A 23,002-nucleotide genomic window follows, 5' to 3' on the forward strand; every position below is an offset into this window, starting at 1 on the left:
TATCGTCATCCAGAAACATGGTTATCGAGTGCTTTGGTTATCCAGTGCTTTTGTTATCCAGTGCTTTGGTTATCGAGTGCTTTGGTGATCCAGCACGATAGTCATCCAACGTATAGAGGAGTTGGTTCGAATGGTTCGTCCTCCACGCATTGTCACCGGTCTGTTGCTGACCATTGCGCTGTCGTCGCTGGTGGGCTGTGGCACGGTCTTTCATCCTGAGCGCAAGGGTCAGGCCGGCGGCCGTATCGACCCGGTAGTGGCGCTGGCCAACGGTGTAGGCTTGTTGTTCTACATCGTACCGGGTGTGATTGCCTATGCCGTGGACTTTTCCAACGGTACGATCTATTTACCGAGCGCCGATAACGCCAGTATTGAGCGTTTACCGCTGGATCGGGACATGGATACCGAGGAGCTCGAGCAGCTACTCAGTGAAAGGGTTGGCGTCCCCGTTGAGTTGGAGGATGAGCTGGTGCGTGTCGACGCGGTGGAAAGCCTCGAGGAGGCGCTCGCCATGTTGCGCATGTCGGGCTATCGGGATTCAGCTCGTCTGGCGGAGGCTAGAAGCTCTGGTTAGAAGTTCTGGTTAGAAGTTCTGGTTAGAAGTTCTGGTTAGAAGTTCTGGTTAGAAGTTCTGGTTAGAAGTTCTGGCTGGAAACTTGTGGCTAGACCTCCGAACTGCAACCTCTCTGAGCCGCCTTATGGGCGGCTCTTGCGTATCAGGTGCACCACGAGGCCGGCGATCAATCCCCAGAACGCCGAGCCGATGCCCAGCAGGGTGATGGAAGACGCCGTGATCAGGAAGGTCACCAACGGCGCATCAAGATCTGTGTCGCCCTGAAAGGCACTGCGCAGACCACCACCAAGGGTGCCCATCAGCGCCAGTCCCGCGAAGGACATCACCAGGGTATCGGGCAGGGCGGTGAATAACGCGGTAACGGTGGAGCCGAGCAGGCCCAGAACGAGATAGACAACGCCGGCTGACATGCCGGCGATATAGCGGCGTCGAAGATCCGGGTGAGACTCTTCGCCAACACAGGGTGCAGCGCTGATCGCAGCCAGATTGATGCCATGGCCGCCAAAAGGGGCCATCAATAGCGAGGCGATACCGGTCCAGCGTAATGCCGACCCGACGGGTGGCTGAAATCCTGCGGTACGAATGATGGCGACTCCCGGCAGGTTTTGCGTGGCCATGGTCACCAGGAATAGCGGCACGCCGACGCCGAGGCAGACATTCAAGGAGAACTCGGGTGTCGTCCATTGCGGGGTGGTCAACGCCAGTTCGATATGCGAAGTGTCCAATTGACCAGACACCAGGCTGAGCGCCAGACCGGCGATCAGCACCAGCGGGATGGCCAGACTCGGTAGCCAGCGCCGGGCGGCGATCCAGCAGGCCAGCAGCGTCAATGGCAACAACGGCTCGGCCTCCATGGCCAAGAAGATATCAAGGCCGAAAGGCAGCAGGATACCGGCCAGCATGGCGGCGGCCAGTGACGCCGGCACGGCATTCATCAGGCGCGTCATCAGGTCGCTGACGCCTACGATCATCAGCAGCAATGAACAGACCACAAAGGCGCCCAATGCCTGCTCGAACGGTACGCCGGGTAATTGGGTGATCAGCAGCGCGGCACCGGGAGTCGACCAGGCAGTAAGCAGTGGTGTGCGATGGCACCAGGATAATCCCAGCGAGGTCAGCCCCATGCCGATACCCAACGCCCACATCCAGGATCCAATCTGCGCCTGGTCTGCGCCTGCAGCCGCGGCAGCCTGAAAGATGATGGCGGCGGAACTCGAGTAGCCAATGAGCACAGCCACACAACCCGCCAGTACCGCGGAAAGGCTGAAGTCATGGCGCAGCGTCTGGCCAGCACCCGTTTGGCCAGCTGCATAGGGCTCGGAGGTGTGGGATTTGATGACGGAAGGTCTGTTATCAGGCATGAGGCGTTCGCGCTGTGTCATGGTTGTGCGTTATAACGGTCGCTGCAAAGGCAAAGATAGCACTGTGCGTTATAGCGCACAACGATTCTCGGGCCGAATCCGTAGGCGTCGAGCCTGGAGAAGAAAGCGCTTCGAACCTGGAGAAAAAGAGGCCGACATTTCGAGGAGGAACGCATGCAGGATATCGCGGCACATATTGCCGCCACGCTGAAGAAACTGAGGCAGCAACAGGGCTGGAGTCTGGATCATTCGGCGCGCATCACCGGAGTGAGCAAGGCCATGCTGGGGCAGATCGAGCGTGGCGAGTCGAGCCCAACGGTATCGACGCTATGGAAGATTGCCAGCGGCTTTCGCGTCAGTCTCTCAGAGCTGTTGGAGGGGCCAGACCTGACGGTAGGACTGCGTCAGCGTGACAGTCATGAGCGTGTGTGGGGCGAGGACAGCGCCGGTATGCAGGCGCGAGTGCTGTTCCCATTTGATCCGCAACTAGGGTTCGAGATGTTTGAGGTGGAGCTGGCGGCAGGTGCCGAGAGTTGTTCCAGCCCCCATGCACCAGGAGTGATCGAACATATTGTGGTTCTGGAGGGATGTCTGGCGTTGAAGGTGGGTAGTGACGAGGACGCGCCGAAGTGGCAGCAATTGGCGGTGGGCCAGGGAATACGCTTTCAAGCCGATCAGCCCCACGTGATGCGCAACGTCGGTGAGGGGCGCCTGCGTTTTCATGATGTCATTCACTATCGGCCGGTCAGAGTGGGGGATAGTTCAGCGAGTTGATCCGGGTGATAGCGTTCCAGAAGCGCCCAGAGGATGGCGGCGGTTTCGGCATCAGGCTGGCCACGATAATTGCTGGGACGGAAGTGCATCTGGAAAGCGCGCAGAGTACGAGTGGTATCGTCGTCGAGGACACCATTTGCGGTCAGCTCGTACCCCCAGGCGGCCAGTGCCTGCTGTAACTGCTCCAGGCCGGGGGGCGTGGCACTGAACCGTGCCAGCCACACAGCCACGCGCTGTTCTTGCGGCCAGGCGCCGATACCGGCTTCATGTAACTGTTGCCAGGGAAAGGCCGGGCCGGGGTCCAGTTTGCGGTGTGGGGCGATATCGGAGTGGGCAAGAATATCCTCGGGGTCGAGGTCATGACGACGTATCAGGTCATGCAGCAGGCTGATGAGGGCGTCGGTCTGGTTCTCGGGATAAGGCGCCCAGTCGGCCTGACGCGGCTCGGGACTGCCTCCTTGCCAAGGGCCATCCGGTCCGGCGTTGACAATCTCGATGCCGATCGAGGTGTCGTTGAGGTAGCGATGGCCGCGCCAGTAACTGGATCCGGCGTGCCAGGCGCGTCGCGACTCATCGACCAACTGATGGATCACCGGTTGCCCTTGCATCTGCCGCAATGGCAGCGGTACCAGGTAATGACTGCTGACGTGGGGGCCGGTCAGTATACGCAGCGAGTCATTCAGGTTCTCGTCGGTGTAGTGCAGCACCACGTAGCGGATTCGACTCTCTTGTGAGCGCGCCGGTTGGCGATGATCGACGACGTAGCCATCGCGAGCCTCCAGCGCTGGGCGTAGCGTAGAGGCATGCCGGGAGCCTTGAGGAGAGGAATCACAGGCGGTAAGGAGCGGGAATAGCAAGGCGGCCAGCACCAGCCGGGTAGCAACCCACGGATAGCGTGATACGGGGTAAGGTTGCCCCTTCATGCGAGACTCATCACCTGACGGATCACCAGTCCCAGCAGTAGGGTCGAGGCGACGCTGGTCAGGGTGCCCAGCAGCACGTATTCGGTCAGCTTGCGGTCAGGATTCTTCTTGAGATCGCCATAGCGTAATACCGACTTGGCAGTGAGTACGAAGCCGACCGCAGTCAACTGGTCGAGCAGCGTCAACGAGAGTACCAGCAAGCGCTCGACAATGCCGATTCTGGCGCCGGCGGCGCTGAGTGTGCCGGGGTCTTGCAGTTGCTCGGCCATCGGCTTCATCAACATGGCAATCATGATCGACATTGGCCGGGTCACGATCAGATAGGCGATCACCACGCACAGGGTGTCGCTGGATGTCACCAACGCCAGCCCCTGTTGCAGAGGCGCCAGGCTGCTGGCAAGAATCAGCCACAGCACCCCGATGACGACCAGATGCAATAGTTGATCGACCAGGAAAGCCAGTAAGGGGCGAGAAGGGCGACGCTTTTCCAGGTGAACCTTGCCAAGATCGATCAGCCAGTGGCTGGCGCCTAGCATGGCAGCAACAGGAAGTGCGGCAATGCCGGTATCGGTCAGCAACCACAGTGCGGCCAGTGCGAGCAGAGCATGGAGCAAGGCATGCTGCATCAGGCGCCGAGAGCGCACTCCGTGCTGCTGCCGATCGACAATCCAGCTACTGGGCTGCAGCAGAAAATCACCGATCAGGTGGGCAAGCAGTAGCGCGAGCGGAAGCGTTGGGTCCACGGCTGTCATCCTTGAGTCTCCGTCTCGGTAGAGGGCCCGCGATCAGCACCGGCGTCGCGGTTGAGAAGCGTGTCCTGACAGTGGCGACGAAAGTACGTCAGAGTCGCGTTGAGCAACTCCCAGCGCGCGACCTGCAAGCGTTTGTGGACACTGGGTTGGCGGATGCCCAGTAGTGTCGCAAGGCGAGCTTGGGTAATCCCCGGTTCATCCAGACACAGTGCCACACTTTCTGCGGAGTTTGTCGACCAGCCATTGAGCATTTCGTCGAGGTAACGAACCAGTAGCTGCTGGGCATCATCGGAGCCGGCCAGCAGCAGATGTTCATCGCTGTCTGACAAATGGTCGAGTGCCTTGCCTGAGGCGATAAACGGGGCGTCGTTGGCATCTTCGAGAGCGTGTTCTGGGGTCCAGTGTGACTCTCCCGTGGCGATTGCGATGCGCGCGTCCCAGCGTTGATCATCAGGGCTTGAGCCAATCAGGTTGGCGCGTAGTGCCACCGCGGCGTCCATTCCGGCATCGGCCTGTTGCAGGACCATCTGGAAGCCATCGCCGCGGAAGCGTGACCAGGCACCGTTATAGCGCGTCGCGAGTGTTTCCAGACGGGCATCCAGCTGTTCATACAACGCACGAGTGGTGCTGCGCTGGGAATCGATCAGGTCTCCCGTCAGAACCACAACTCTGGTCTTCGGCATTCTGGTCGTCGACATTCTGGTCGTCGGCATCGGCAGTTCCGCGCGGTTGGTATATGGATTGATTATAGCCTTAAGGGGCTATTTTTCCATGTTATAGCCTTTTTGGGCTATTACGGTGTCCGTATCGCTAATCTCCGGGGCCGGGTCGTCCCGAGACCAATGAGCGCATGGCAGCATCGAGGCCTTCCAGGGTCATGCAGAACATACGCTCACCGATCAACTGTCGGATCAGCTGTGTGGAATGCGTGAATTCCCAGAAACGCGGAGGATTCGGGTTAAGCCAGACCAACTGAGGAAAGTGGTCAATCAGACGCTTCAGCCACACCGCACCGGCCTCTTCATTGAAGTGCTCGACACTACCGCCGGGGTGGGTGATCTCGTAGGGCGACATCGCGGCATCGCCGACAATCACTACCTGGTAGTCGCTGCCGAAGGTGCGTAATAACTCCAGGGTCGAAAAACGCTGCTGATGACGACGGTTGTTGTCGCGCCAGACACCCTCATAGAGGCAATTATGGAAATAGAAATGCTCGAGGTGCTTGAACTCGGCACGCGCTGCCGAGAATAGCTCTTCGCAGGTCCGCACATGATCATCCATCGAACCGCCGACATCGAGAAACAGCAGCACCTTGACCGCGTTGTGGCGGGGTGGGCGCATGCGGACGTTGAGTAGACCGGCGTCTCGCGCCGTATCGCGAATCGTCGCGTCGATATCGAATTCGTCCGCTGCGCCCTGGCGCGCGAAGCGCCGCAGGCGACGCAAGGCGAGCTTGATGTTGCGTGGGCCCAGTGCCTGGTCATCGTCATAGTCGCGAAAGCGGCGTTCGTCCCAGACCTTGACCGCGCGCCGATGGCGTGAATCTTGCTGGCCGATGCGGATACCTTCGGGGTTGTAGCCGTAAGCACCGAACGGGCTGGTGCCACCGGTCCCGATCCACTTGTTGCCACCGGCGTGGCGTTCCTTCTGCTCGGCGAGGCGCTCCTTGAAGGTCTCGATCAACTTCTCGAGCCCACCAAGGGACTCGATGGTCGACTTTTCCTCGTCACTGAGCTGCTTCTCGAACTCACGTCTGAGCCAGTCCTCGGGAATCAGTGCGTCAATGGCTGCATCAAGACTCTCCACCGCACCGAGCCATGCCGAGAAGGCCCGATCAAAGCGGTCGAAATGACGCTCGTCCTTGACCATCACGGTACGGGCCAACTGATAGAATTCCTCGACATCGGCAAAAGCCAGCCCCTGCTCAACCGCCGCGTGGAGATCCAGCAACTCGCGCAGCGATACCGGCACCTGATGGCGCTGTAACGTGTCGAAGAGATCAAGGAACATGGCTCAACGCTCCCTGCGCCGGGCCATGAATGCGAGCCGCTCCAGCAGGGATGTGTCCTGTTCGTTCTTGACCAGCGCTCCTGCCAGTGGAGGGATCGCCTTGGCTGGGTCGCGCTGATACAACGCCTCACGAGATATCTCGTCAGCCATCAGTAATTTGAGCCAGTCGACCAGCTCGGAAGTGGAAGGCTTTTTCTTTAGTCCTGGTGCCTGACGCAATTCGAAGAACACTTCCAGAGCCTCGCTGACCAACCGAGGAGCGATATCCGGGAAATGCACATCGACGATGCGCTCCATGGTCGTGCGGTCGGGAAAGTCGATGTAATGGAAGAAGCAGCGACGCAGAAAGGCGTCGGGAAGCTCCTTCTCGTTGTTCGAGGTGATCACCACGATTGGTCGGTGCCGGGCACGGATGGTCTCTCCAGTCTCGTAGACATGGAACTCCATGCGGTCGAGTTCCTGCAGTAGGTCATTGGGAAACTCGATATCAGCCTTGTCGATCTCGTCGATCAACAGCACTACACGTCTGTCAGTGGTAAAGGCCTCCCACAGTTTGCCGGGACGTAGGTAGTTGGCCACATCCTCGACTCCCTCGACACCCAACTGGGAGTCACGCAGACGGCTTACCGCATCATATTCATAGAGCCCCTGAGCGGCCTTGGTCGTCGACTTGATATGCCAGGTGATCAGCTGTGTATCCAGGGATGCAGCCAGCTCCTCCGCCAGCAGAGTCTTGCCGGTACCGGGCTCCCCCTTGATCAGCAGTGGGCGTTCGAGAATCACCGCGGCATTGACCGCCTGCTTGAGTGCATCGGTGGCTACATAGGTGGACGTGGAATCAAACGCCATGGGAGAGAAGTCCTTGTCGGCTGTTCACAGGAATTCAAACGAGTGTACGGAATTCAGCTGTAAGCTGTAAGTTGAAAGAAGTGAGAGATGAGAGGTAAGAGGTAAGATTCTTCCTTCTTACGCCTTTCCATATCCCTCAATCAGAATCGCTGGGTCGCGTTCTCCGTTCCCCCTTGCCACCTGCTGGCGCATGACCTGGGCTGCGAGCCCGGACATGGGGACCGCTGAGGTTGAGCGCTGGGCCTGCGCAACTGCCATGTCGAGGTCCTTGAGCAGGGTGCGCAGATGCCATTTTGGAGCATCGAAGTCGCGGTCGGCCATTCGTGGTGTCAGCATGCGAAAGGGAGTGGAGTCGGCGAACCCTCCGGTGAGTGCGTCACAGAGACGAGTGGCATCCACACCACTGGCCTCAGCCATGGCAACCATTTCGGCGATTGCCGCAGCGGCACAACCAACCAGCATCTGGTTGCAGATCTTGGTGACCTGACCCGCGCCAACCTCGCCCATATGGGTGATACGGGCGGCCATGGGCTCGAGGATTGGGCGCGCGGCCTCGACATCCTCGGCACTGCCGCCACACATGATCGCCAGGCTACCCGATTCGGCACCTGCTACGCCGCCGGAAACAGGCGCGTCGACCCAACTGACACCGTTGTCGTGACGCAATAGCGCAGCCAGCTCGCGGGTAACGGCGGGGTCACTGCTCGACAGGTCGATCAGACGCTGACCGGGACGTGCGTGACGGGCAATGCCGTCATCACCCATGACGACTTCTTGGACCACGTCGGTGTTGGCCAGACATAGCATGATCACATCGACGCTCTGTACCAGTTCGGCAATGCTGGTCGCGAGTTGTGCACCGGTGGCATCGGCGGCATGACGCGCCTTGTCCGGTGAGCGATTCCACACCACCAATGGATAGCCGGCAGCGGCCAGTCGTCGCGTCATGGGGTCGCCCATCAGGCCGATGCCGATAAAGCCGAGGCGGGGTAGGGACATGAAGTCCTCCTTTGGTTGTCGATGTTGTTGTTGATGTTGTTGATGTTGTTGATGTTGTTGATGTTGTTGATGTTGTTGATGCGAGCGGGAAGTCGCTGCCGCGCTGCCTGGTGCAGTACGGCATTCGCATATTGTGTCGAGGTCAGTCGATGTCCTGAAGGTCCTTGAGACTATCGACATCGATATGAATGCCGGCGTCGTCAACCGGCACTTCATGATACTGATTCTGGTGACGCCGAATAACGTGCTTGCCTCCCTCATCTCCTCTCAGTGACGCCAGCTCCGGCCAGAAATCACGCCCCATGATCACCGGATGACCGGGACGCCCCGCATACGACGGCCGAATGATATGTGAACGTCCCGCCTCCCTCTGCATGGCTCGCAAGGTCTCTGACCGGATGCAGGGCATGTCGCCGAGCAGGATCGCAACCGCCGAGACATGCTGTAGAGACTCATCCTGCTCAAGGTGTGTGATGGCTTCTCCCAAACTGGCGCCCAGACCGGATTCGGCGTGACGCACACGCAGGATTGGCGTTGTTCCGGAGAGGCCAAGTACGCGGATATCATCTTCCTCGCGCACCACCACCCGCAGTAGCGGAAAGGCTTCGTTGGCTTGCGCCACTGTACTTTCCAGCAATGTCCGGCCATCCGGCAGTCGACAACAGCGTTTGTCATCCTCGCCAAAGCGCCGCGAGTAACCAGCGGCCAGTATCATTCCCAGTACAGTTTCGGCGCTCATTATGTGGTCTCTCTGAGTGGGTGTTCCCGAGGTTGAGGCTCCTGTCGCGGATCATGATAGCGAAGCGCTTCAACCAATAACGAGAAGGCCGGAGAGGATTGGCGGCGGTGGGGATAATAGAGATGGAAGCCCGGAAAGGTCGGGCACCAGTCCTTCAGCACCTGCATAAGGCGTCCAGCATCAAGGTGAGGGCGAGCCATGTCTTCCGGGATGAATGCGACGCCAAGCCCGGCCAGTGCCGCGGTCAGAATGGGTTGGGTATCGTTGATGATGAGCTGGCCCGTCGTGTGAACGTTTATTTCACGACTGTTGCGCTCGAACTCCCATGCGTATAGCGATCCGGATGTCGGAAAGCGGAATCCAATGCAGTTGTGCTGGGTAAGGTCGCCGGGAGCTTCCGGCAGCGGTTGGCGAGTGAAATAGGTCGGAGCAGCAACGACCACCAGGCGCATGTCCGGTCCGATGCGGGTCGCGATCATGTCTTGCGCCACGCGTTCGCCGATGCGTACCCCAGCATCGAATCGTTCGGAGACAATATCGGTCAGTCCATTATCGATGCTGATCTCGACGTTGATGTCCGGGTATCTGTCGAGAAGCGGCGCCAACCGGGGCAGGAGAATACTGTCTGTGGCGTGGCCGCTACTCGAGATGCGTATGGTGCCGGCTGGTTTGTCACGTAGTTCACTCAACGCAGCCAGGCCTGACTGGATTTCCGTGAAGCAAGGATCAAGCGTTCGCAGCAGGCGTTCCCCCGCCTCGGTTGGAGACACGCTACGCGTGGTGCGTGTCAGTAACCGAATGCCAACCCTTTCTTCCAGTCCGCGGATGGTGTGACTCAGCGCCGATTGGGATACACCGAGTTCAGTGGCTGCTCGGGTGAAGCTTCCTTTCTCCGCCACCATCAGAAATGCGTGGAGGTCATTGAAGTTCTCTCGAGACATTGATGAGCCTCCCTCATTGGTCCGTAGAGTTTTTATGGTATCCAATCATGAAAACTTCGGCTCACTGAAGCCCGCCGTACCGTGACATGCGGTTTGAGGGTCTTGCACTCGGAAGGAGTTCAAGACACATGGACCGCAGCTTGAGCTAGTCAGACCGGCGTGGAGCAATGCCGAACTTCAGTCTGTCATCCTGTTATTGGATATGGCGACTATCCTTTCATAAGAACTAAGTGACATACGCATTATTCATGAGTGGCGTTCATGAGGGTATGTCCATTTCGAGCAGTAATCCTCTGCGGGAGAGACTGCTAAGGTAGTTGACGTCCTTGTGTGATAGCGAAGCACGGAGCTGGCCTGGCGTCGGCTCCGGTTTGTTGTTGTCACCGGATTTCGCATCGTGAGGAGGGGAGGATGGTCACACTCAATGTCAACGGTCAGGTGGTTGAGGCCGATGTCGAGGCGGATACACCCTTGCTGTGGGTGCTGCGCGACACACTCAAGCTCACCGGCACCAAGTTCGGTTGTGGTATGTCGCTCTGCGGGGCCTGTACGGTCCATCTCGATGGCCAGGCCGTGCGTACCTGTACGCTGCCTGTATCGGCAGCGGTGGATGGAGAAATCGTCACCATCGAGAGCGTCGGAGACAGCTCTGTTGGTGAGGCGGTACAGGCGGCCTGGCAGAATCTGGATGTCGTGCAGTGCGGGTACTGCCAGTCCGGACAGATCATGAGCGCCGTCGCGCTGCTGGAAGAGAATCGCACACCCTCGGATGAGGATATCGACAGCGCCATGGGCGGTAATGTCTGCCGCTGCGCCACCTATGTGCGTATCCGTGCTGCCATCCATGCCGCCGCCGAGTCGCTGGCCTGAGGAGGAATCATGACGCGATATATCGAGAATGCCAGCCGCCGCCGGTTTCTCAAGGGTTCCACGGGGCTGACTCTGGCGCTGTATTTTCCCTGGAGTCTGGCGCAGGCGGCAAGCGAGTCCAGTGACTCGGCTGCGGTGGAGGATAGCCAACCCTTCGAGCCCAATGCTTTCCTGCGTATTGGTGAAGACAACAAGGTTACCGTGATCGCCAAGCACCTGGAAATGGGGCAGGGGACCTACACCGGGTTGGCGACCATCGTCGCGGAAGAGCTCGATGCGGACTGGTCGCAGGTCGATGTCGAGAGCGCCCCGGCCGACGCCAGTCGCTACAACAACCTTTTCTGGGGGCCGTCACAGGGCACCGGTGGTAGTACCGCCATTGCCAACTCCTGGGAGCAGCTACGCCAGGCCGGGGCCTCCGCTCGTGCCATGCTGGTGGCCGCTGCCGCACAGCAGTGGGGTGTGCCTGGCGAAGAAATTGTGGTCGAGAAGGGCATGGTCAAGCATTCGGCGTCAGACAATGAGGCCAGCTTCGGCGAGCTTGCAGCAGCGGCTGCCGAGTTGCCGGTTCCCTCTGATGTGCCACTCAAGGACCCTGCCGACTTCACCTTGATTGGCCAGCACATTCGTCGTCAGGACAGCGCCGACAAGAGCACCGGACGTGCGATATTCACGCAGGATATCCATCTGCCTGACATGCTGACGGCCATGGTAGCTCACCCGCCGCGTTTCGGAGCCAAAGTGAGCAGCTTCGATGCCACTGAGGCCAGTAAGGTGCGAGGGGTCGTCGAAGTGGTGGAGATTCCCTCTGGAGTCGCGGTGCTGGCTACCGATACCTGGAGCGCCAGGCAGGGACGCGAGGCTCTGACGGTGGAGTGGGACGAGAGCGAAGCCTTCAAGCTGGGCACCGAGGAAATCTTCGAACGCTATCGCGAGCTTGCCGAGTCACCGGGGACGGTGGCAGAGCAGCGTGGTGACACCGATACCGTGCTGGCGGATACCGAGCACACGCTGGAAGCGTCATACGACCTGCCCTACCTGGCGCATGCGGCCATGGAGCCGCTCAACTGTGTCATCCAGCTCTCTGATGAAGGCTGCGAGGTATGGAATGGCGCCCAGATGCATACCTATGACCAGAGTGTACTGGCCGAACTGTTTGATCTGACGCCGGAGCAAGTGAAGATCAACACCCTCTACGCCGGAGGCAGTTTTGGACGTCGGGCTGCCAAGGGGGCCGACTATGTCCTCGAGGCGGCCAACATCGTCAAGGCCATTGATGGCCGGGCACCGGTCAAACTGGTCTGGTTCCGCGAGGATGATATGCGTGCCGGCAACTATCGCCCGCTGTTCCATCACCGCCTCTGGGCAGGGTTGGATGACGAAGGGCAACTGGTGGCATGGCGTCACCGGCTGGTGGGTCAGTCCATCGCGTTGGGCTCACCCTTCGAGGAAGGGATGATTCAGGATGGTATTGATATCACCTCGGTGGAAGGCGCAGCCAACCTTCCCTACGCCATTCCCAATCTACAGGTGGAACTGCACACACCAACGGATATCGGAGTGCCCATCCAGTGGTGGCGTTCGGTAGGTTCGTCGCACACGGCATTCTCGACGGAGTGCTTCATCGATGAGCTGGCAGCCGAGTCCGAAAAGGACCCTGTGGCATGGCGTCTGGAGATGCTCGGTGATCATCCGCGCCACGCAGGCGTACTGGAGCTGGTTGCCGAGAAGGCGGGGTGGGGCTCACCGTTGGCTGAAGGAGAAAGTGAGGGCGTGCGTCGCGGACGAGGCATCGCGGTGCATGAGTCGTTCAGTTCCTATGTTGCCCAGGTGGCCGAGGTCAGCGTCGAGAGCAATGGCAGTGTGCGTGTGGATCGAGTGGTCTGTGCCGTGGATTGTGGCATTGCAGTCAACCCTGATGTGGTCCGAGCTCAGGTCGAGGGTAGCATCGGCTTCGCCCTGACTGCGGCGCTGTACGGCGAAATCCGTCTGACCGAGGGGCGAGTGGAGCAGTCCAACTTTCATGATTATCAACCGCTGAGAATCGATGCGATGCCGGAAGTCGAGGTACATATTGTGCCTTCGGCGGAGGCCCCCACCGGGATCGGAGAGCCTCCGGTACCGCCACTGGCTCCTGCGGTAGTGAATGCGATCTTCGCCGCGACTGGTCAGCGAATCCGGCGTCTACCGATCGGCAATCAGTTGGCGAGTTGAGCATGCAGCATCTGGATCTGCGTGTTATCGAGCAGACACTGGCCTGGTCGCGCGAGGGCGAAACGTTGTGGTTATGCACGGTTCTGGCCACCTACGGATCTTCGCCCCGTGCGCCGGGCTCATTGCTGGTGGTTCGTGGTGATGGGCGTCATCTTGGCTCGTTGTCGGGGGGCTGTGTGGAGGATGACTTCCTCGTACGGCTGGCCAACGGCGAGTTCTCCGCTCCTGTCACCACATTACGCTACGGCGCGAGCGGTGCCGATGGTGCGGGGATCACCCTGCCCTGTGGCGGCATTCTCGATGTGTTGATCGAACGCCTGACGCCGGACACCGATACCAGAGTCCATCTGGAAGTGTTGCTGGATACCTTGAAGGGGCATCAGCCGCTGGCGCGTCGTGTTGACCTGAGCAACGGTGACCGTCACTTCGTTGAGGATACCGGTATTGGGCCCCGGGTGATGGTGGATACCGAACGCGGCGCGGCTCAGATTCGCATGGCGCCCGTGGCACGCCTGGTGATTGCCGGCATCTCGCCTGTCGCGGAGGCCTGTGCCCAGTTTGCCGTGGGGTTGGGGTTCGAGGTGATTGTCTGTGATCCGCGCGAGGAGGAACTGCGAGGATTCGAGGTTGAAGGAGTACAGGTCCGTCCTGAATTGCCATCGGCTTTCATTGCCGCTGGGCATTGCCACGCAGCCACAGCCATAGTGGCGCTGACCCATGACCCACGAATCGATGACCTGGCGATGATCGAGGCCGTGCGCACCCCGGCTTTCTATATCGGTGTGATGGGATCGATGCGCACCTCTCGAGCGCGTGCCGATCGCTTGCGTCGCTCTGGTGGCCTGAGTGAGCACGAGGTGGCGCGCTTGCATATGCCGATCGGCCTGGATCTGGGCAGCAGAACACCCGCTGAGATTGCGTTGTCGGTGATGGCCGATATCCTGCGTGTCCAGCGAGGTAAGCCGCGCGATTCGCTTTGATTCAAGTCCGGTGAATACAGGCTTCGTCGCCGCTGGACTTCCGCCGAGAGCGGTCATAGTCTGGACGGACGCTTTCTCTTCACTCCACCAGGACACAGGACGATGTTCGAGTATTCTCTGGCTCACTGGACGACGTTTGCCACCGCTGCTGTGCTGCTGAATCTTTCTCCGGGCCCGGATATGGCATTTATTCTCGGACAGACCGCACGCTATGGAAAACGCGGTGGCTATGCGGCGATGTTCGGTGTCTGGAGTGGTGCGACCGTGCATGTTGCCATGGCGGCGTTGGGCCTGTCGGCGATATTGATGACCTCGGCTGTGGCGTTTTCCGTCGTCAAGTGGATCGGTGCTGCGTATCTGGTCTGGTTGGGCATTCAGGCGTTGCGCGCACGTCCGTCATCAGCGGAACAAGTCCCACCTGAGGTGGCCCAGTGTCGCCAACGGGATATCTATCGTCAGGGCATCATGATCTCGTTGCTCAATCCCAAGGTGGCGATTTTCTTTCTTGCCTTCCTGCCCCAGTTTGTCGTGCCCGGTGCCGGTCCGGTCAGTCTGCAGTTGGCGCTGCATGGCATGCTGATCATTGCTGTGGCCGCGATTATCGAACCTCCGCTGGTGCTGGCCGGTGCGCGTATTGCTACGGCATTGCGGGGTAGCTCACGCCTCGGACTATGGTGCGAGCGTGGACTGGGAGCGCTGTTTGTGGCGCTGGGCGTCAAGTTGGCGATGAGTTCACGCATTGCGTGACACCATAAGCGGAGACCATCATGCGTCTGCATGTGTTGTCCGACCTGCACCTCGAGCACTTCGCCGAGGGGCGTGAGATTCCCGAGGTTGATTGTGATGTGGTTGTGCTCGCGGGCGACATCCATGTCGGGCTCACTGGACTGGAGTGGGCTGCCCAGCGTTTTGCCGATACCCCGGTGATCTATGTGCCGGGCAATCATGAGTTCTACCAGCATCGCATGGATGCACTACGCGGAGAGATGCGTCAGCGCGCCGATGAACTGCGCATTCATCTGCTCGATAACAACAGTGTGGAACTCCAGGGCGTACGTTTTCTCGGCAGTACACTATGGACCGACTATGCGCTCTACGATGAGCGCCCCGAGGGAGATCGCACCGATATTCCGTTTGCCAACCTCTCGGCGGCGCTGCGCCTGATGCCGGATTACGCGGTGATCGAGCAGCCGCAAGGCGAGGTGTTTTCTCCGGAGGAAAGCGTACGCCTGCATCGCGAATCGCTCAGTTGGTTGCGCCACGAGTTGGCTCAACCGCATGACGGGCCCTGTGTGGTGGTTACCCATCATGCGCCACTGCCGCTCAGTATCCCGCCGCGTTACCGAGGTGATGTGTTGTCACCGGCCTTCGCCTCCGATCTGGAACAGCTGATGGGGCGGGCAGCATTGTGGATTCATGGTCATGTCCATGATCCGGTGGATTGCGATGTGCATGGGACTCGAGTGTTATGCAATCCGGCGGGCTACCCGGGAGAGCGCCCGCCGGAGGAACTACAGCTCGGCCTGGTGGTAGAGGTGGGCTGAGTCTCGGGCGGTTTCTACTGGCTTGGTTTCTACTGGCTTGGTTTCTACTGGCTTGGTTTCTACTGACATGGCTGCTACTGACTCAGTTACTACTTACTCTGCAACTGTTCCTTCAGCTTGTTGGGCAGTTTCTTGATGATCAGGCGGTCGCGTTCGGCATCGTATTCGATGCTGTTGCCCAGTAGATGAGAATCAAAACTGATCGAGACGCCCTCGGCGCGGCCGGTAAAGCGGCGGAACTGGTTGAGGGTACGCTTGTCTGGTGGGATTTCCGGCGACAGTCCATAGTCGGCATTGCGGATATGATCGAAGAAGGCGCGCGGGTTGTCATCGTCGACCAACGCCGAGAGGTCCTCAAGGGTCATGGCTTCGCCGCGGCTGGCCTGATCATTGGCATAGTCGATCAGTGCATCGGTCTTCTCACGTGAAGCTTCCTCGGCCATGTCCTCGCTTTCGACATAATCGCTGAACGCCTTGAGCAGGGTACGGGTCTCGCTCTTTGGATCGACGCCATCCGAGGCGCCCAGCAGTGCCTGCATATCATCGGCCAGTTTGCGCCCACCGCGGTCCGCCAGCAGTGATAGATACTGGCTGGATTCACCGCCTTGTTGCCATTGGGTCAGGTTGATTCGCGCCGCCAACGACATCTGACTGTGGTTGATCTGGCCGCTGATCGCCACGCGTTGGTCGCCGTCGATCACGAAGCCATCACGATGATGCACCAGCACCATGAACAGGGTGCGTGTCTCGCCCTGTTGTTGGTCGACCATGATGAAGTGACCGCCCAGTGGAAGGTGGGCATCGATCACTCGCGCCAGTTGTTCAGCGAAGCCATTGGCCAGGCTGAGCAGGTCGCCGTTGCCGGCAACGAAGGCTTCCAGGTCGGTGGGAAAACGACTGTTGATCACCAGTTTAGGGGCTTCGCCGGAGGCGTCGTTCTCGCCATCTTCATCCTGCCACGGTGGCGTATCGTCATCGCTACTGGCTTGCTCGACTGGGGTGGCCGATGCATCCCTGAAGCGCCCCCAGCGCTTCGATTTACCGTGGTAGGCATCAGCGAGGCGTTGAATCAGGCCTTCCAGCGCCTCACTGGGGGGATGGAGTTCCGTGGCGGGAATCTGACGCGCTGGCGTGTCGCTATCGGACTTGTCGAGACGCTGGATGACACAGGCGTTGATCGGCATGGAACCCTCTCGGTGAAGCGGTGGAAACGGCCGCCGATGATAGCATAGCGATCGAGCTGACTGCTGTGCAGTCAGCTCGAACTCACGGTCTCAAAAGATCAGGATTGCTGGCGATCAGGGTTTGAGGCGATAGCCGCTGCGGAATATCGCCTGAACGATCACCAGTGATATCACCATGAACAGCACAATCATGCCGAGGCTGACCCAGATGCTGACATCGCCGACGCCGTAGAAGCTCCAGCGAAAGCCGGATACCAGATAGACCACCGGATTGAACAGGGTCACGGTCTGCCATACCGGCGGCAGCATATCGATGGAGTAGAAGGTGCCGCCAAGGAAAGTCAGCGGGGTGATGATCAGTAGCGGGACCAGCTGCAGTTTTTCGAAGCCGTCCGCCCAGATGCCGATGATGAAGCCGAGCAGACTGAAGGTCAGTGCGGTCAACACCAGGAACAGGATCATCATCAGCGGGTGAGCAATGCTGAAGGGCACGAACAGGCTGGCGGTGGCCAGCACGATCAGGCCGAGGATGATCGATTTACTGGCCGCCGCACCGACATAGCCGATAACGATCTCCAGCGGCGTAATCGGCGCCGAGAGAATCTCGTAGATCGAGCCGGTGAAGCGCGGAAAGAAGATACCGAAGGACGCGTTGGATACGCTCTGGGTCAACAGCATCAGCATGATCAGGCCCGGCACGATAAAGGAGCCGTATTCGATGCCGCCGACCTGGCTGATGCGCGAACCGATGGCGGAACCGAACACCACAAAGTAGAGCGAGGTCGACAATACTGGCGATACGATACTCTGCGCTACGGTACGCATGGCTCGAGCCATCTCGGCGACGTAGATGGACTTGATGGCGATGAGATTCATGCGCGCTCCCTGACCAGATTGACGAAGATTTCCTCGAGCGAGCTCTGGCGAGTGTGAAGATCCTTGAAGCTCAGACCAGCAGACTCCACGCTGGCCAGCAGGTCGGCAATGCTTCCCTGATGGTCGCTGTCCTCTCGCGATGCATCGTAGCTGTAGACCAGTGCATGACCGTCTTCTGCCAGGCGCAGGTCGAATCTCTCCAACGCTGTCGGCACCGCCGAGACGGGTTCATGCAGATGCAGTGTCAGTTCCTTGCTGCCCAGGCTGCGCATCAACTGATGCTTGTCCTCGACCAACACCAGTTCACCATTGCGGATGACGCCGATGCGGTCGGCCATCTCCTCGGCTTCCTCGATGTAGTGGGTGGTCAGGATAATGGTCACACCGTTATCGCGTAGTCCACGCACCACTTCCCACATATCGCGGCGTAGCTCTACATCGACGCCTGCAGTTGGCTCATCGAGAAACAGCACTTCAGGTTCGTGTGCCAGTGCCTTGGCGATAAGCACTCGACGCTTCATGCCTCCGGAGAGCGTAATCAAGCGATTCTTGCGCTTGTCCCATAGGCTCAGGGAGCGCAGTACCTTCTCGATATGGCCGGGATTCTTCGGTTTGCCGAACAGCCCACGACTGAAGCTGACGGTATCCCATACGGTGGAGAAGGCTTCATTGGTCAGTTCCTGTGGCACCAGACCGATGCGTGAGCGGGCTTCGCGAAACTCCTCGAGGATATCGTGGCTGCCGACGCGCACATGGCCTGCGCTGGGGTTGACCAGTCCACAGACCACGCTGATCAGGGTGGTCTTGCCGGCGCCATTGGGTCCGAGCAGCGCGAAGATCTCGCCGCGACGAATGCTCAGGTCGACTCCCTTGAGCGCTTCAAATCCGCTGGCATAGACCTTGCGCAGCCCTTCGATCTCGATCATTGCTTCCTGCACGATACATGACTCCAGAGGATACAAGAGGCACCAGCTTGCTTGTGATCGGCGAGGTGGTGATCTTCAGTGGCGTGGTGGTACGTCCAGCATACGTGGCAATACATCTTCGGCCTTGCGACTGAAGCGGCGATGGAATGCCATCAATACGTGTACCAGTGCCAGCACGAAAAGGGTCCAGCCCAACCAGCCGTGCAACAGGTTGGCCGGCGCCATCAGCCATTCGATCTTGCCGCTTTCGAAGCCGGACATCAGTGGTAATCCAAAGGGCTCGAAGCTACGCCCCGAGCCATACTGGCGCAGCAGGGCGATGCTCGGAATCACCAACAGCAGCGCGTAGAGAACAATATGCCCCAGTCTGGCCAGTGCGCTGACGCTGGCAGGGCGTCGTGCATGATTGACCAGTGCCCAGCCGAGGCGCAATACCATCAGCACAAGAATGCTGAAGCCGGTTGGTTTATGGGTGGCCCAGAGTAGCTCGTCCAGCCAGGAATCTTCTGCCAGCGAGGTGACTGTTGCGGTTGTCAGTTGCCAGACTACCAGTGCGGCAACGCCCCAATGCAAGGCTCGGGTAAGGGTACCGTAGCGTTGAGGGGTATCCATTGCGGGCATGGTGTGCTCCCTGGTTGCGCTGTAATCGGTTCCAGCATAGCCGCTTGATGGGAAACTTCTACGTTATAAACGAGGAGACGAGTCGATCTGAAAAAAAGAAGGAAGTGGGAGGAGGAAAGAGAGAGAAAGAAAGAGGGGAATGACGATGGCCCCGCGCAGACGCGGGGCCGGAGGGCACTGGCGTGGACTCAGCCGCGGCTGGTGATTTCCAGCAGGTGATAGCCGAACTGGGTCTTCACCGGGCCGTGAACCTTGTTCAGGTCACCGGAGAAAACCACTTCATCAAACTCGCGTACCATCTGACCGGGACCGAAGCTGCCGAGGTCTCCGCCCTGACGGCCGGAAGGGCAGTTGGAGTTGTTGCGAGCCACATCAGCGAAGTCGCGACCGCCTTCGATCTCGGACTTGAGCGCGAGGCACTGTTCTTCGGTGTCGACGAGGATATGACGGGCAGTGGCCTGTACCATGGGGAAGCTCCTGGGGAAAATGAAACGGCAAGGCTAGCATGAGCGCTCTTGTGAGGCACCCCCGATGAGCCACTGTTATCGGTGAAAGGGATGGAAGAAGGACGAAATCGTGCAGAGTAACCATGAGCACAATGATGGCATCAGGCTGGCTCGGATACTGGTCAGCGCTTGCCTGATGGGCGATCCAGTGCGCTATGACGCCGGGCACAAGTGGCTGGCCGATGAGCGTCTGCGGCACTGGCAACAACAGCGGCGTCTGGTGGTGGTCTGTCCCGAAGTAGCTGGCGGCCTGCCGACTCCCAGACCTGCCGCCGAGATTCAGCAAGCCAGCGGGGCAGATGTGTTGGCCGGCGAGGCACGCATTCTCGATGCCGATCACAATGACCCGACCGAAGCTTTCGTGCGTGGTGCTCATCTGGCACTGGAGGCGGCCAACCGACATGGCTGCCGTCTGGCGTTGTTGACTGAAGGCAGCCCATCCTGCGGAAGTGGCAGTATCTACAGCGGTGACTTCAGTGGTGTCCGGCAGCAGGGCGAAGGCGTTACCGCGGCACTGTTGCGAGCCCATGGCATTGAAGTCTTCAGTCAGCAGCAGCTCGATGCACTGGAACGTCGATTGGCCGAGCTCGACCGTGCCAGCCAGTGACTACGCATCCAGTAACTACGCAGCCAGTGACTACGGCGTCACCGGTAAAGTCACCAGTTGCTGACGCCATTGACCATCGCGCAGGACCTCCACCGGTATCAGGCTACCCGGCAGAGCGCGGTCCATCATGGCGCGGACTTCCGCCGGCTCGCTGACCTCGTGACCGGCTATACGCAGTACCTGATCCCTGGCTTGCAGGCCGGCATATTGTGCGGGGCTGTTTTCTGCGACTTCGGCAATGACCAGTGAGTCTGTCTCTTGCTCAAGGTCGATACCGAGTGTCGGAGTTGCTGTGGGGGAGCTGTGCGGTTCGGTGACGAATACTGCATCGGCGAGCTCATGAGGCGCGCTACAGGCTTCGTTGGCTTCAAGGGGAATCAGTCCACTGACAGCAGTGATGCCATGGCCTGCCAGTTGATGGGCAATACCGTCAGCGTACTCGACATGACCCCGTCCAACGATGCCGATCACCAGCGGGTGCTGGTGACTGGCGTTGGCCAGGCTAGCGGCCATGGCACTGTCCCAGACCAGTTGCGCACGGATAAAGGCATCACTGACGCTGTCACTCAGTTGCTCCGTAGTGTGTTGCTGGAAGCTTTCCAGCAAACGGCTACGGTAATGAGCACTCGGCGGCAGGGGAACCGGTACGCCATGGCGTTGCTCGAGCGACCACTGCTCGCTGCTCGGTTCCGTCAGCTCACGGCGTTGCTGAGCAGTGACGTTGAGTGCCACCAGTGGCAGGCGGTGATCGCGGGCGAAATGCATGATCGGAAGGTAGAGATCGGCATCGCGGCCCCAGTAGCGATACCAGTGGGTTTTATCCAGTAATTGCCGCTCATTCAGCTCGCCAGCGACCCATTGGTCCAGAGCGGGCTGAGCGTCACGCGGCAGCATCTCGAGGCCGATGGCCATATCCGCCTGCCGTGAGTGAAGTGCCGCAATGGTGTTCAACTGCCAACGGTGGTGGGCCGATTGATCATGCTGTTCACCGAGCAGCACGACCTGTTGGCTGGCCAGGGTTTGCCAGCCCATGGACGGTTGAGGTCCCGCGGCACCGGTACCTGGTGTCAGCCATTGGCCGGGTGTGGCGCAGGGGCTTGCCGCAGCGGACAGGTTAGCGGTCAGCAGCAGGGCCGTTGTCAGGCACGTCAATATCAGGTCTCGCCGGTAGCGAGCGGAAAAACCGGCCTGCTGATTGGCCTGTGCCCCGAGTCTAACCATGGTGGTGCTCCCTTTCCTGATTGAAACCCCTGAAATCCATATCGGTTGCCCCTTTGAGGGCATCGCGTTCTCGTTACGCCGAAGGCTATACATGGCCCAGCACGGTCACATTCCTTCAGTGGCCGGGGTACCATAGCTTCTGGTTGTGTGCAGAAAGAATGAGTGTTCGCAGGGCTTGTCACATGGCGAGTGCCCATGAGCAGGATGCGACACACTGCGGCAGAGCGACCCTTCATTCAGCAAATACCCCGGAGCAGTAGAGAGTATGCCTCTTGATCACGCCCAGCGCTTTGCCCATCTGACCGAACTGTTGGTGCGCTGGCAGTGGTTATGGGCGCCGGCGCCCTTTGTGCACCGTCATTCGCCTTGGCTTGGAGCATCATCGGACCAGATCGAGGCCGCGCAGGCAATCGGTGCCTGTCTGACGGCTCTGGAGGACGATGATTGTCAGCGCCTGCAGCATGAGCCCTACACAGGCACGCCTCTAGCGCAATGGCTGCCGGTGACGGAACTGCGGGAGCTGGCTCAAGTGAGCCCGGCCCAGGGCATTATGAGCTCTTTTCCCGACAGTTGGGCGCAGCACGTGAGTGGGCGCAAGTGGCAGCAGATGCAAGCTTTCGCACCCCATGTGATGATGCCTGGCGAGGGGCGGTTGGTGGAGTGGTGCGCCGGCAAGGGGCATCTCGGACGGCTGATGGCTCGCTGGCAACAGCAGCCGGTGGTGGGACTGGAGTGGCAGCCGGCCTTGTGTGTTGACGGTCAACATCTGGCCGATCATCAACAACTCGCTGTCGAGATGGTCTGCCACGATGTCATGCAGCCAGAGGTGGAACAGTGGCTCACCGAAGGCGGTGCGGTGGCGGCGCTACATGCCTGTGGCGATCTGCATGTGCGGCTGGTGGAGTTGGTGCGGGAGCGCGGGACCTCGCTGACGTTGGCACCCTGTTGTTATCAGCGGACCAGCGCTGAACACTATCGGCCACTATCGCGCGAGGGGCAGGCGCTGAGCCGTAATCTGGGGCTGGAGCTGACCCGGGAACATCTGGCAATGGCCGTGCAGGAAACCGTAACCGCATCACGCGGAGAGCAACGCAAGCGCGAGCGCGGCAATGCCTGGCGGCTGGGCTTCGATGAGTTGCAGCGTGAACAACGCGGGCGTGATGAGTACCTTCCGGTACCGAGCCTTGCCTATGGACGCATGCCGGATCAATTCGCGGATTTCTGCCGTTGGGCGGCGCACCGGAAGGGTATCGAACTGGCCGGTGAGATCGACTGGGCGCATTACGAAAGCAGAGGGTGGCTGCGCCTGCGGGACACCAATCGCTACGAATTGGTGCGGCACCTGTTTCGCCGCCCGCTGGAAGTCTGGTTGGTCCTCGATCGAGTCTTGTGGCTGGAGGAGGCCGGCTTCGATGTCGAGCTGTCCGAATTCTGTGCTCGTGAGCTGACACCTCGCAATCTGCTGATCAAGGCTGTACCACCGCGGTAGGCTCCAGTGCCTTGAACGGAACGGCCCGGGCATAAAAAGCCC

At 59.6% G+C, this 23,002-nt stretch carries 24 protein-coding genes; 9 read left to right on the forward strand and 15 right to left on the reverse strand.

From position 1 onward, the window contains the following. The first annotated feature begins 130 nt into the window (after positions 1-130). The gene (locus AR456_RS07925) at positions 131-574 is read left to right on the forward strand and encodes a hypothetical protein (RefSeq protein WP_021820853.1); all 444 of its coding nucleotides are present in this window, start codon (positions 131-133) and stop codon (positions 572-574) included. Positions 575-696: 122 nt separating this feature from the next. Here the strand turns inward: AR456_RS07925 and AR456_RS07930 are convergent, their stop codons facing one another. Then, positions 697-1,935: a benzoate/H(+) symporter BenE family transporter gene (locus AR456_RS07930; RefSeq protein WP_081694737.1), complete on the reverse strand. Its 1,239-nt coding sequence runs from the start codon at positions 1,933-1,935 to the stop codon at positions 697-699. A gap of 174 nt (positions 1,936-2,109) precedes the next feature. Here AR456_RS07930 and AR456_RS07935 point away from each other — a divergent pair, with 174 nt between their 5' ends. Continuing rightward, on the forward strand, positions 2,110-2,709 hold the full coding sequence (locus AR456_RS07935; RefSeq protein WP_021820855.1) for a helix-turn-helix domain-containing protein: 600 nt from the start codon (positions 2,110-2,112) through the stop codon (positions 2,707-2,709). On the opposite strand, the gene AR456_RS07940 is transcribed toward AR456_RS07935, so the two are convergent. The 8 genes from AR456_RS07940 to AR456_RS07975 form a co-directional block, all read right to left on the reverse strand. Beyond that, entirely contained in the window at positions 2,670-3,632 is a 963-nt protein-coding gene (locus AR456_RS07940) for an N-acetylmuramoyl-L-alanine amidase (RefSeq protein WP_021820856.1), read from the reverse strand. The two genes, AR456_RS07935 and AR456_RS07940, sit on opposite strands and share 40 nt — an antisense overlap. Beyond that, positions 3,629-4,384, reverse strand: a complete 756-nt coding sequence (locus AR456_RS07945) for a DUF3307 domain-containing protein (protein WP_021820857.1) — start codon at positions 4,382-4,384, stop codon at positions 3,629-3,631. Before AR456_RS07945 ends, AR456_RS07940 begins: the two co-directional genes overlap by 4 nt. Then, positions 4,381-5,097 (reverse strand): hypothetical protein, encoded by a 717-nt coding sequence (locus tag AR456_RS07950; protein WP_236995550.1) that lies wholly within the window; start codon positions 5,095-5,097, stop codon positions 4,381-4,383. Before AR456_RS07950 ends, AR456_RS07945 begins: the two co-directional genes overlap by 4 nt. 97 nt (positions 5,098-5,194) lie before the next feature. Further along, complete coding sequence (locus tag AR456_RS07955; protein WP_021820859.1) at positions 5,195-6,394, reverse strand: vWA domain-containing protein; 1,200 nt, start codon at positions 6,392-6,394, stop codon at positions 5,195-5,197. Between the two features lie 3 nt (positions 6,395-6,397). Continuing rightward, positions 6,398-7,243, reverse strand: a complete 846-nt coding sequence (locus tag AR456_RS07960) for an AAA family ATPase (protein WP_021820860.1) — start codon at positions 7,241-7,243, stop codon at positions 6,398-6,400. 117 nt (positions 7,244-7,360) lie between these two features. Further along, entirely contained in the window at positions 7,361-8,503 is a 1,143-nt protein-coding gene (locus AR456_RS07965; protein ID WP_335337928.1) for an NAD(P)-dependent oxidoreductase, read from the reverse strand. Beyond that, a complete protein-coding gene (locus AR456_RS07970) occupies positions 8,385-8,981 on the reverse strand; it encodes a nucleotidyltransferase family protein (RefSeq protein WP_021820862.1) in 597 nt (198 codons plus the stop codon). Before AR456_RS07970 ends, AR456_RS07965 begins: the two co-directional genes overlap by 119 nt. Then, positions 8,981-9,922, reverse strand: a complete 942-nt coding sequence (locus AR456_RS07975; RefSeq protein WP_021820863.1) for a LysR family transcriptional regulator — start codon at positions 9,920-9,922, stop codon at positions 8,981-8,983. The genes AR456_RS07970 and AR456_RS07975 overlap by 1 nt, the downstream gene beginning before the upstream one ends. A gap of 411 nt (positions 9,923-10,333) precedes the next feature. Here AR456_RS07975 and AR456_RS07980 point away from each other — a divergent pair, with 411 nt between their 5' ends. The 5 genes from AR456_RS07980 (at position 10,334) to AR456_RS08000 (ending at position 15,530) form a co-directional block, all read left to right on the forward strand. Then, positions 10,334-10,792 (forward strand): (2Fe-2S)-binding protein, encoded by a 459-nt coding sequence (locus tag AR456_RS07980; protein WP_021820864.1) that lies wholly within the window; start codon positions 10,334-10,336, stop codon positions 10,790-10,792. Positions 10,793-10,801: 9 nt separating this feature from the next. Next, positions 10,802-13,006, forward strand: a complete 2,205-nt coding sequence (locus AR456_RS07985) for a xanthine dehydrogenase family protein molybdopterin-binding subunit (protein WP_021820865.1) — start codon at positions 10,802-10,804, stop codon at positions 13,004-13,006. A 2-nt stretch (positions 13,007-13,008) separates the two neighbouring features. Further along, the gene (locus tag AR456_RS07990; RefSeq protein ID WP_021820866.1) at positions 13,009-13,986 is read left to right on the forward strand and encodes an XdhC family protein; all 978 of its coding nucleotides are present in this window, start codon (positions 13,009-13,011) and stop codon (positions 13,984-13,986) included. Between the two features lie 102 nt (positions 13,987-14,088). After that, positions 14,089-14,733 (forward strand): LysE family translocator, encoded by a 645-nt coding sequence (locus tag AR456_RS07995; RefSeq protein WP_021820867.1) that lies wholly within the window; start codon positions 14,089-14,091, stop codon positions 14,731-14,733. 20 nt (positions 14,734-14,753) lie between these two features. Further along, positions 14,754-15,530: a metallophosphoesterase gene (locus AR456_RS08000; RefSeq protein WP_021820868.1), complete on the forward strand. Its 777-nt coding sequence runs from the start codon at positions 14,754-14,756 to the stop codon at positions 15,528-15,530. Between the two features lie 89 nt (positions 15,531-15,619). On the opposite strand, the gene AR456_RS08005 is transcribed toward AR456_RS08000, so the two are convergent. The 5 genes from AR456_RS08005 to AR456_RS08025 form a co-directional block, all read right to left on the reverse strand. After that, the gene (locus AR456_RS08005) at positions 15,620-16,714 is read right to left on the reverse strand and encodes a nucleoid-associated protein (protein WP_021820869.1); all 1,095 of its coding nucleotides are present in this window, start codon (positions 16,712-16,714) and stop codon (positions 15,620-15,622) included. Positions 16,715-16,828: 114 nt separating this feature from the next. Continuing rightward, positions 16,829-17,590 carry an ABC transporter permease gene (locus AR456_RS08010; protein ID WP_021820870.1) on the reverse strand — a complete coding sequence of 254 codons (762 nt, stop codon included), beginning with the start codon at positions 17,588-17,590 and terminating at the stop codon, positions 16,829-16,831. After that, complete coding sequence (locus AR456_RS08015) at positions 17,587-18,516, reverse strand: ABC transporter ATP-binding protein (protein WP_155829381.1); 930 nt, start codon at positions 18,514-18,516, stop codon at positions 17,587-17,589. Before AR456_RS08015 ends, AR456_RS08010 begins: the two co-directional genes overlap by 4 nt. 75 nt (positions 18,517-18,591) lie before the next feature. Next, positions 18,592-19,137: a cytochrome b gene (locus AR456_RS08020; RefSeq protein WP_021820872.1), complete on the reverse strand. Its 546-nt coding sequence runs from the start codon at positions 19,135-19,137 to the stop codon at positions 18,592-18,594. Positions 19,138-19,325: 188 nt separating this feature from the next. Next, positions 19,326-19,604 carry a peptidylprolyl isomerase gene (locus AR456_RS08025; protein WP_021820873.1) on the reverse strand — a complete coding sequence of 93 codons (279 nt, stop codon included), beginning with the start codon at positions 19,602-19,604 and terminating at the stop codon, positions 19,326-19,328. Positions 19,605-19,713: 109 nt separating this feature from the next. Between AR456_RS08025 and AR456_RS08030 the strand changes: the two genes are divergently transcribed. Next, the gene (locus AR456_RS08030) at positions 19,714-20,250 is read left to right on the forward strand and encodes a 2-thiouracil desulfurase family protein (RefSeq protein ID WP_021820874.1); all 537 of its coding nucleotides are present in this window, start codon (positions 19,714-19,716) and stop codon (positions 20,248-20,250) included. A 30-nt stretch (positions 20,251-20,280) separates the two neighbouring features. On the opposite strand, the gene AR456_RS08035 is transcribed toward AR456_RS08030, so the two are convergent. After that, on the reverse strand, positions 20,281-21,471 hold the full coding sequence (locus AR456_RS08035; protein WP_021820875.1) for a ChaN family lipoprotein: 1,191 nt from the start codon (positions 21,469-21,471) through the stop codon (positions 20,281-20,283). Positions 21,472-21,736: 265 nt separating this feature from the next. Between AR456_RS08035 and AR456_RS08040 the strand changes: the two genes are divergently transcribed. Next, positions 21,737-22,960 (forward strand): methyltransferase, encoded by a 1,224-nt coding sequence (locus AR456_RS08040; RefSeq protein WP_021820876.1) that lies wholly within the window; start codon positions 21,737-21,739, stop codon positions 22,958-22,960. Positions 22,961-23,002 lie beyond the last annotated feature (42 nt).

The organism is Halomonas huangheensis, from assembly GCF_001431725.1.
In the GTDB taxonomy this organism is placed as follows: Bacteria; Pseudomonadota; Gammaproteobacteria; order Pseudomonadales; family Halomonadaceae; genus Halomonas; species Halomonas huangheensis.

Excerpts from the sequence above, each read along its gene's own strand:
- AR456_RS07925 (WP_021820853.1), top strand. The coding sequence starts at position 131 with ATGGTTCGTCCTCCACGCATTGTCACCGGTCTGTTGCTGACCATTGCG.
- AR456_RS07930 (WP_081694737.1), bottom strand. The coding sequence starts at position 1,935 with ATGCCTGATAACAGACCTTCCGTCATCAAATCCCACACCTCCGAGCCC.
- AR456_RS07935 (WP_021820855.1), top strand. The coding sequence starts at position 2,110 with ATGCAGGATATCGCGGCACATATTGCCGCCACGCTGAAGAAACTGAGG.
- AR456_RS07940 (WP_021820856.1), bottom strand. The coding sequence starts at position 3,632 with ATGAAGGGGCAACCTTACCCCGTATCACGCTATCCGTGGGTTGCTACC.
- AR456_RS07945 (WP_021820857.1), bottom strand. The coding sequence starts at position 4,384 with ATGACAGCCGTGGACCCAACGCTTCCGCTCGCGCTACTGCTTGCCCAC.
- AR456_RS07950 (WP_236995550.1), bottom strand. The coding sequence starts at position 5,097 with ATGCCGACGACCAGAATGTCGACGACCAGAATGCCGAAGACCAGAGTT.
- AR456_RS07955 (WP_021820859.1), bottom strand. The coding sequence starts at position 6,394 with ATGTTCCTTGATCTCTTCGACACGTTACAGCGCCATCAGGTGCCGGTA.
- AR456_RS07960 (WP_021820860.1), bottom strand. The coding sequence starts at position 7,243 with ATGGCGTTTGATTCCACGTCCACCTATGTAGCCACCGATGCACTCAAG.
- AR456_RS07965 (WP_335337928.1), bottom strand. The coding sequence starts at position 8,503 with ATGAGGGAGGCAAGCACGTTATTCGGCGTCACCAGAATCAGTATCATG.
- AR456_RS07970 (WP_021820862.1), bottom strand. The coding sequence starts at position 8,981 with ATGAGCGCCGAAACTGTACTGGGAATGATACTGGCCGCTGGTTACTCG.
- AR456_RS07975 (WP_021820863.1), bottom strand. The coding sequence starts at position 9,922 with ATGTCTCGAGAGAACTTCAATGACCTCCACGCATTTCTGATGGTGGCG.
- AR456_RS07980 (WP_021820864.1), top strand. The coding sequence starts at position 10,334 with ATGGTCACACTCAATGTCAACGGTCAGGTGGTTGAGGCCGATGTCGAG.
- AR456_RS07985 (WP_021820865.1), top strand. The coding sequence starts at position 10,802 with ATGACGCGATATATCGAGAATGCCAGCCGCCGCCGGTTTCTCAAGGGT.
- AR456_RS07990 (WP_021820866.1), top strand. The coding sequence starts at position 13,009 with ATGCAGCATCTGGATCTGCGTGTTATCGAGCAGACACTGGCCTGGTCG.
- AR456_RS07995 (WP_021820867.1), top strand. The coding sequence starts at position 14,089 with ATGTTCGAGTATTCTCTGGCTCACTGGACGACGTTTGCCACCGCTGCT.
- AR456_RS08000 (WP_021820868.1), top strand. The coding sequence starts at position 14,754 with ATGCGTCTGCATGTGTTGTCCGACCTGCACCTCGAGCACTTCGCCGAG.
- AR456_RS08005 (WP_021820869.1), bottom strand. The coding sequence starts at position 16,714 with ATGCCGATCAACGCCTGTGTCATCCAGCGTCTCGACAAGTCCGATAGC.
- AR456_RS08010 (WP_021820870.1), bottom strand. The coding sequence starts at position 17,590 with ATGAATCTCATCGCCATCAAGTCCATCTACGTCGCCGAGATGGCTCGA.
- AR456_RS08015 (WP_155829381.1), bottom strand. The coding sequence starts at position 18,516 with ATGATCGAGATCGAAGGGCTGCGCAAGGTCTATGCCAGCGGATTTGAA.
- AR456_RS08020 (WP_021820872.1), bottom strand. The coding sequence starts at position 19,137 with ATGCCCGCAATGGATACCCCTCAACGCTACGGTACCCTTACCCGAGCC.
- AR456_RS08025 (WP_021820873.1), bottom strand. The coding sequence starts at position 19,604 with ATGGTACAGGCCACTGCCCGTCATATCCTCGTCGACACCGAAGAACAG.
- AR456_RS08035 (WP_021820875.1), bottom strand. The coding sequence starts at position 21,471 with ATGGTTAGACTCGGGGCACAGGCCAATCAGCAGGCCGGTTTTTCCGCT.
- AR456_RS08040 (WP_021820876.1), top strand. The coding sequence starts at position 21,737 with ATGCCTCTTGATCACGCCCAGCGCTTTGCCCATCTGACCGAACTGTTG.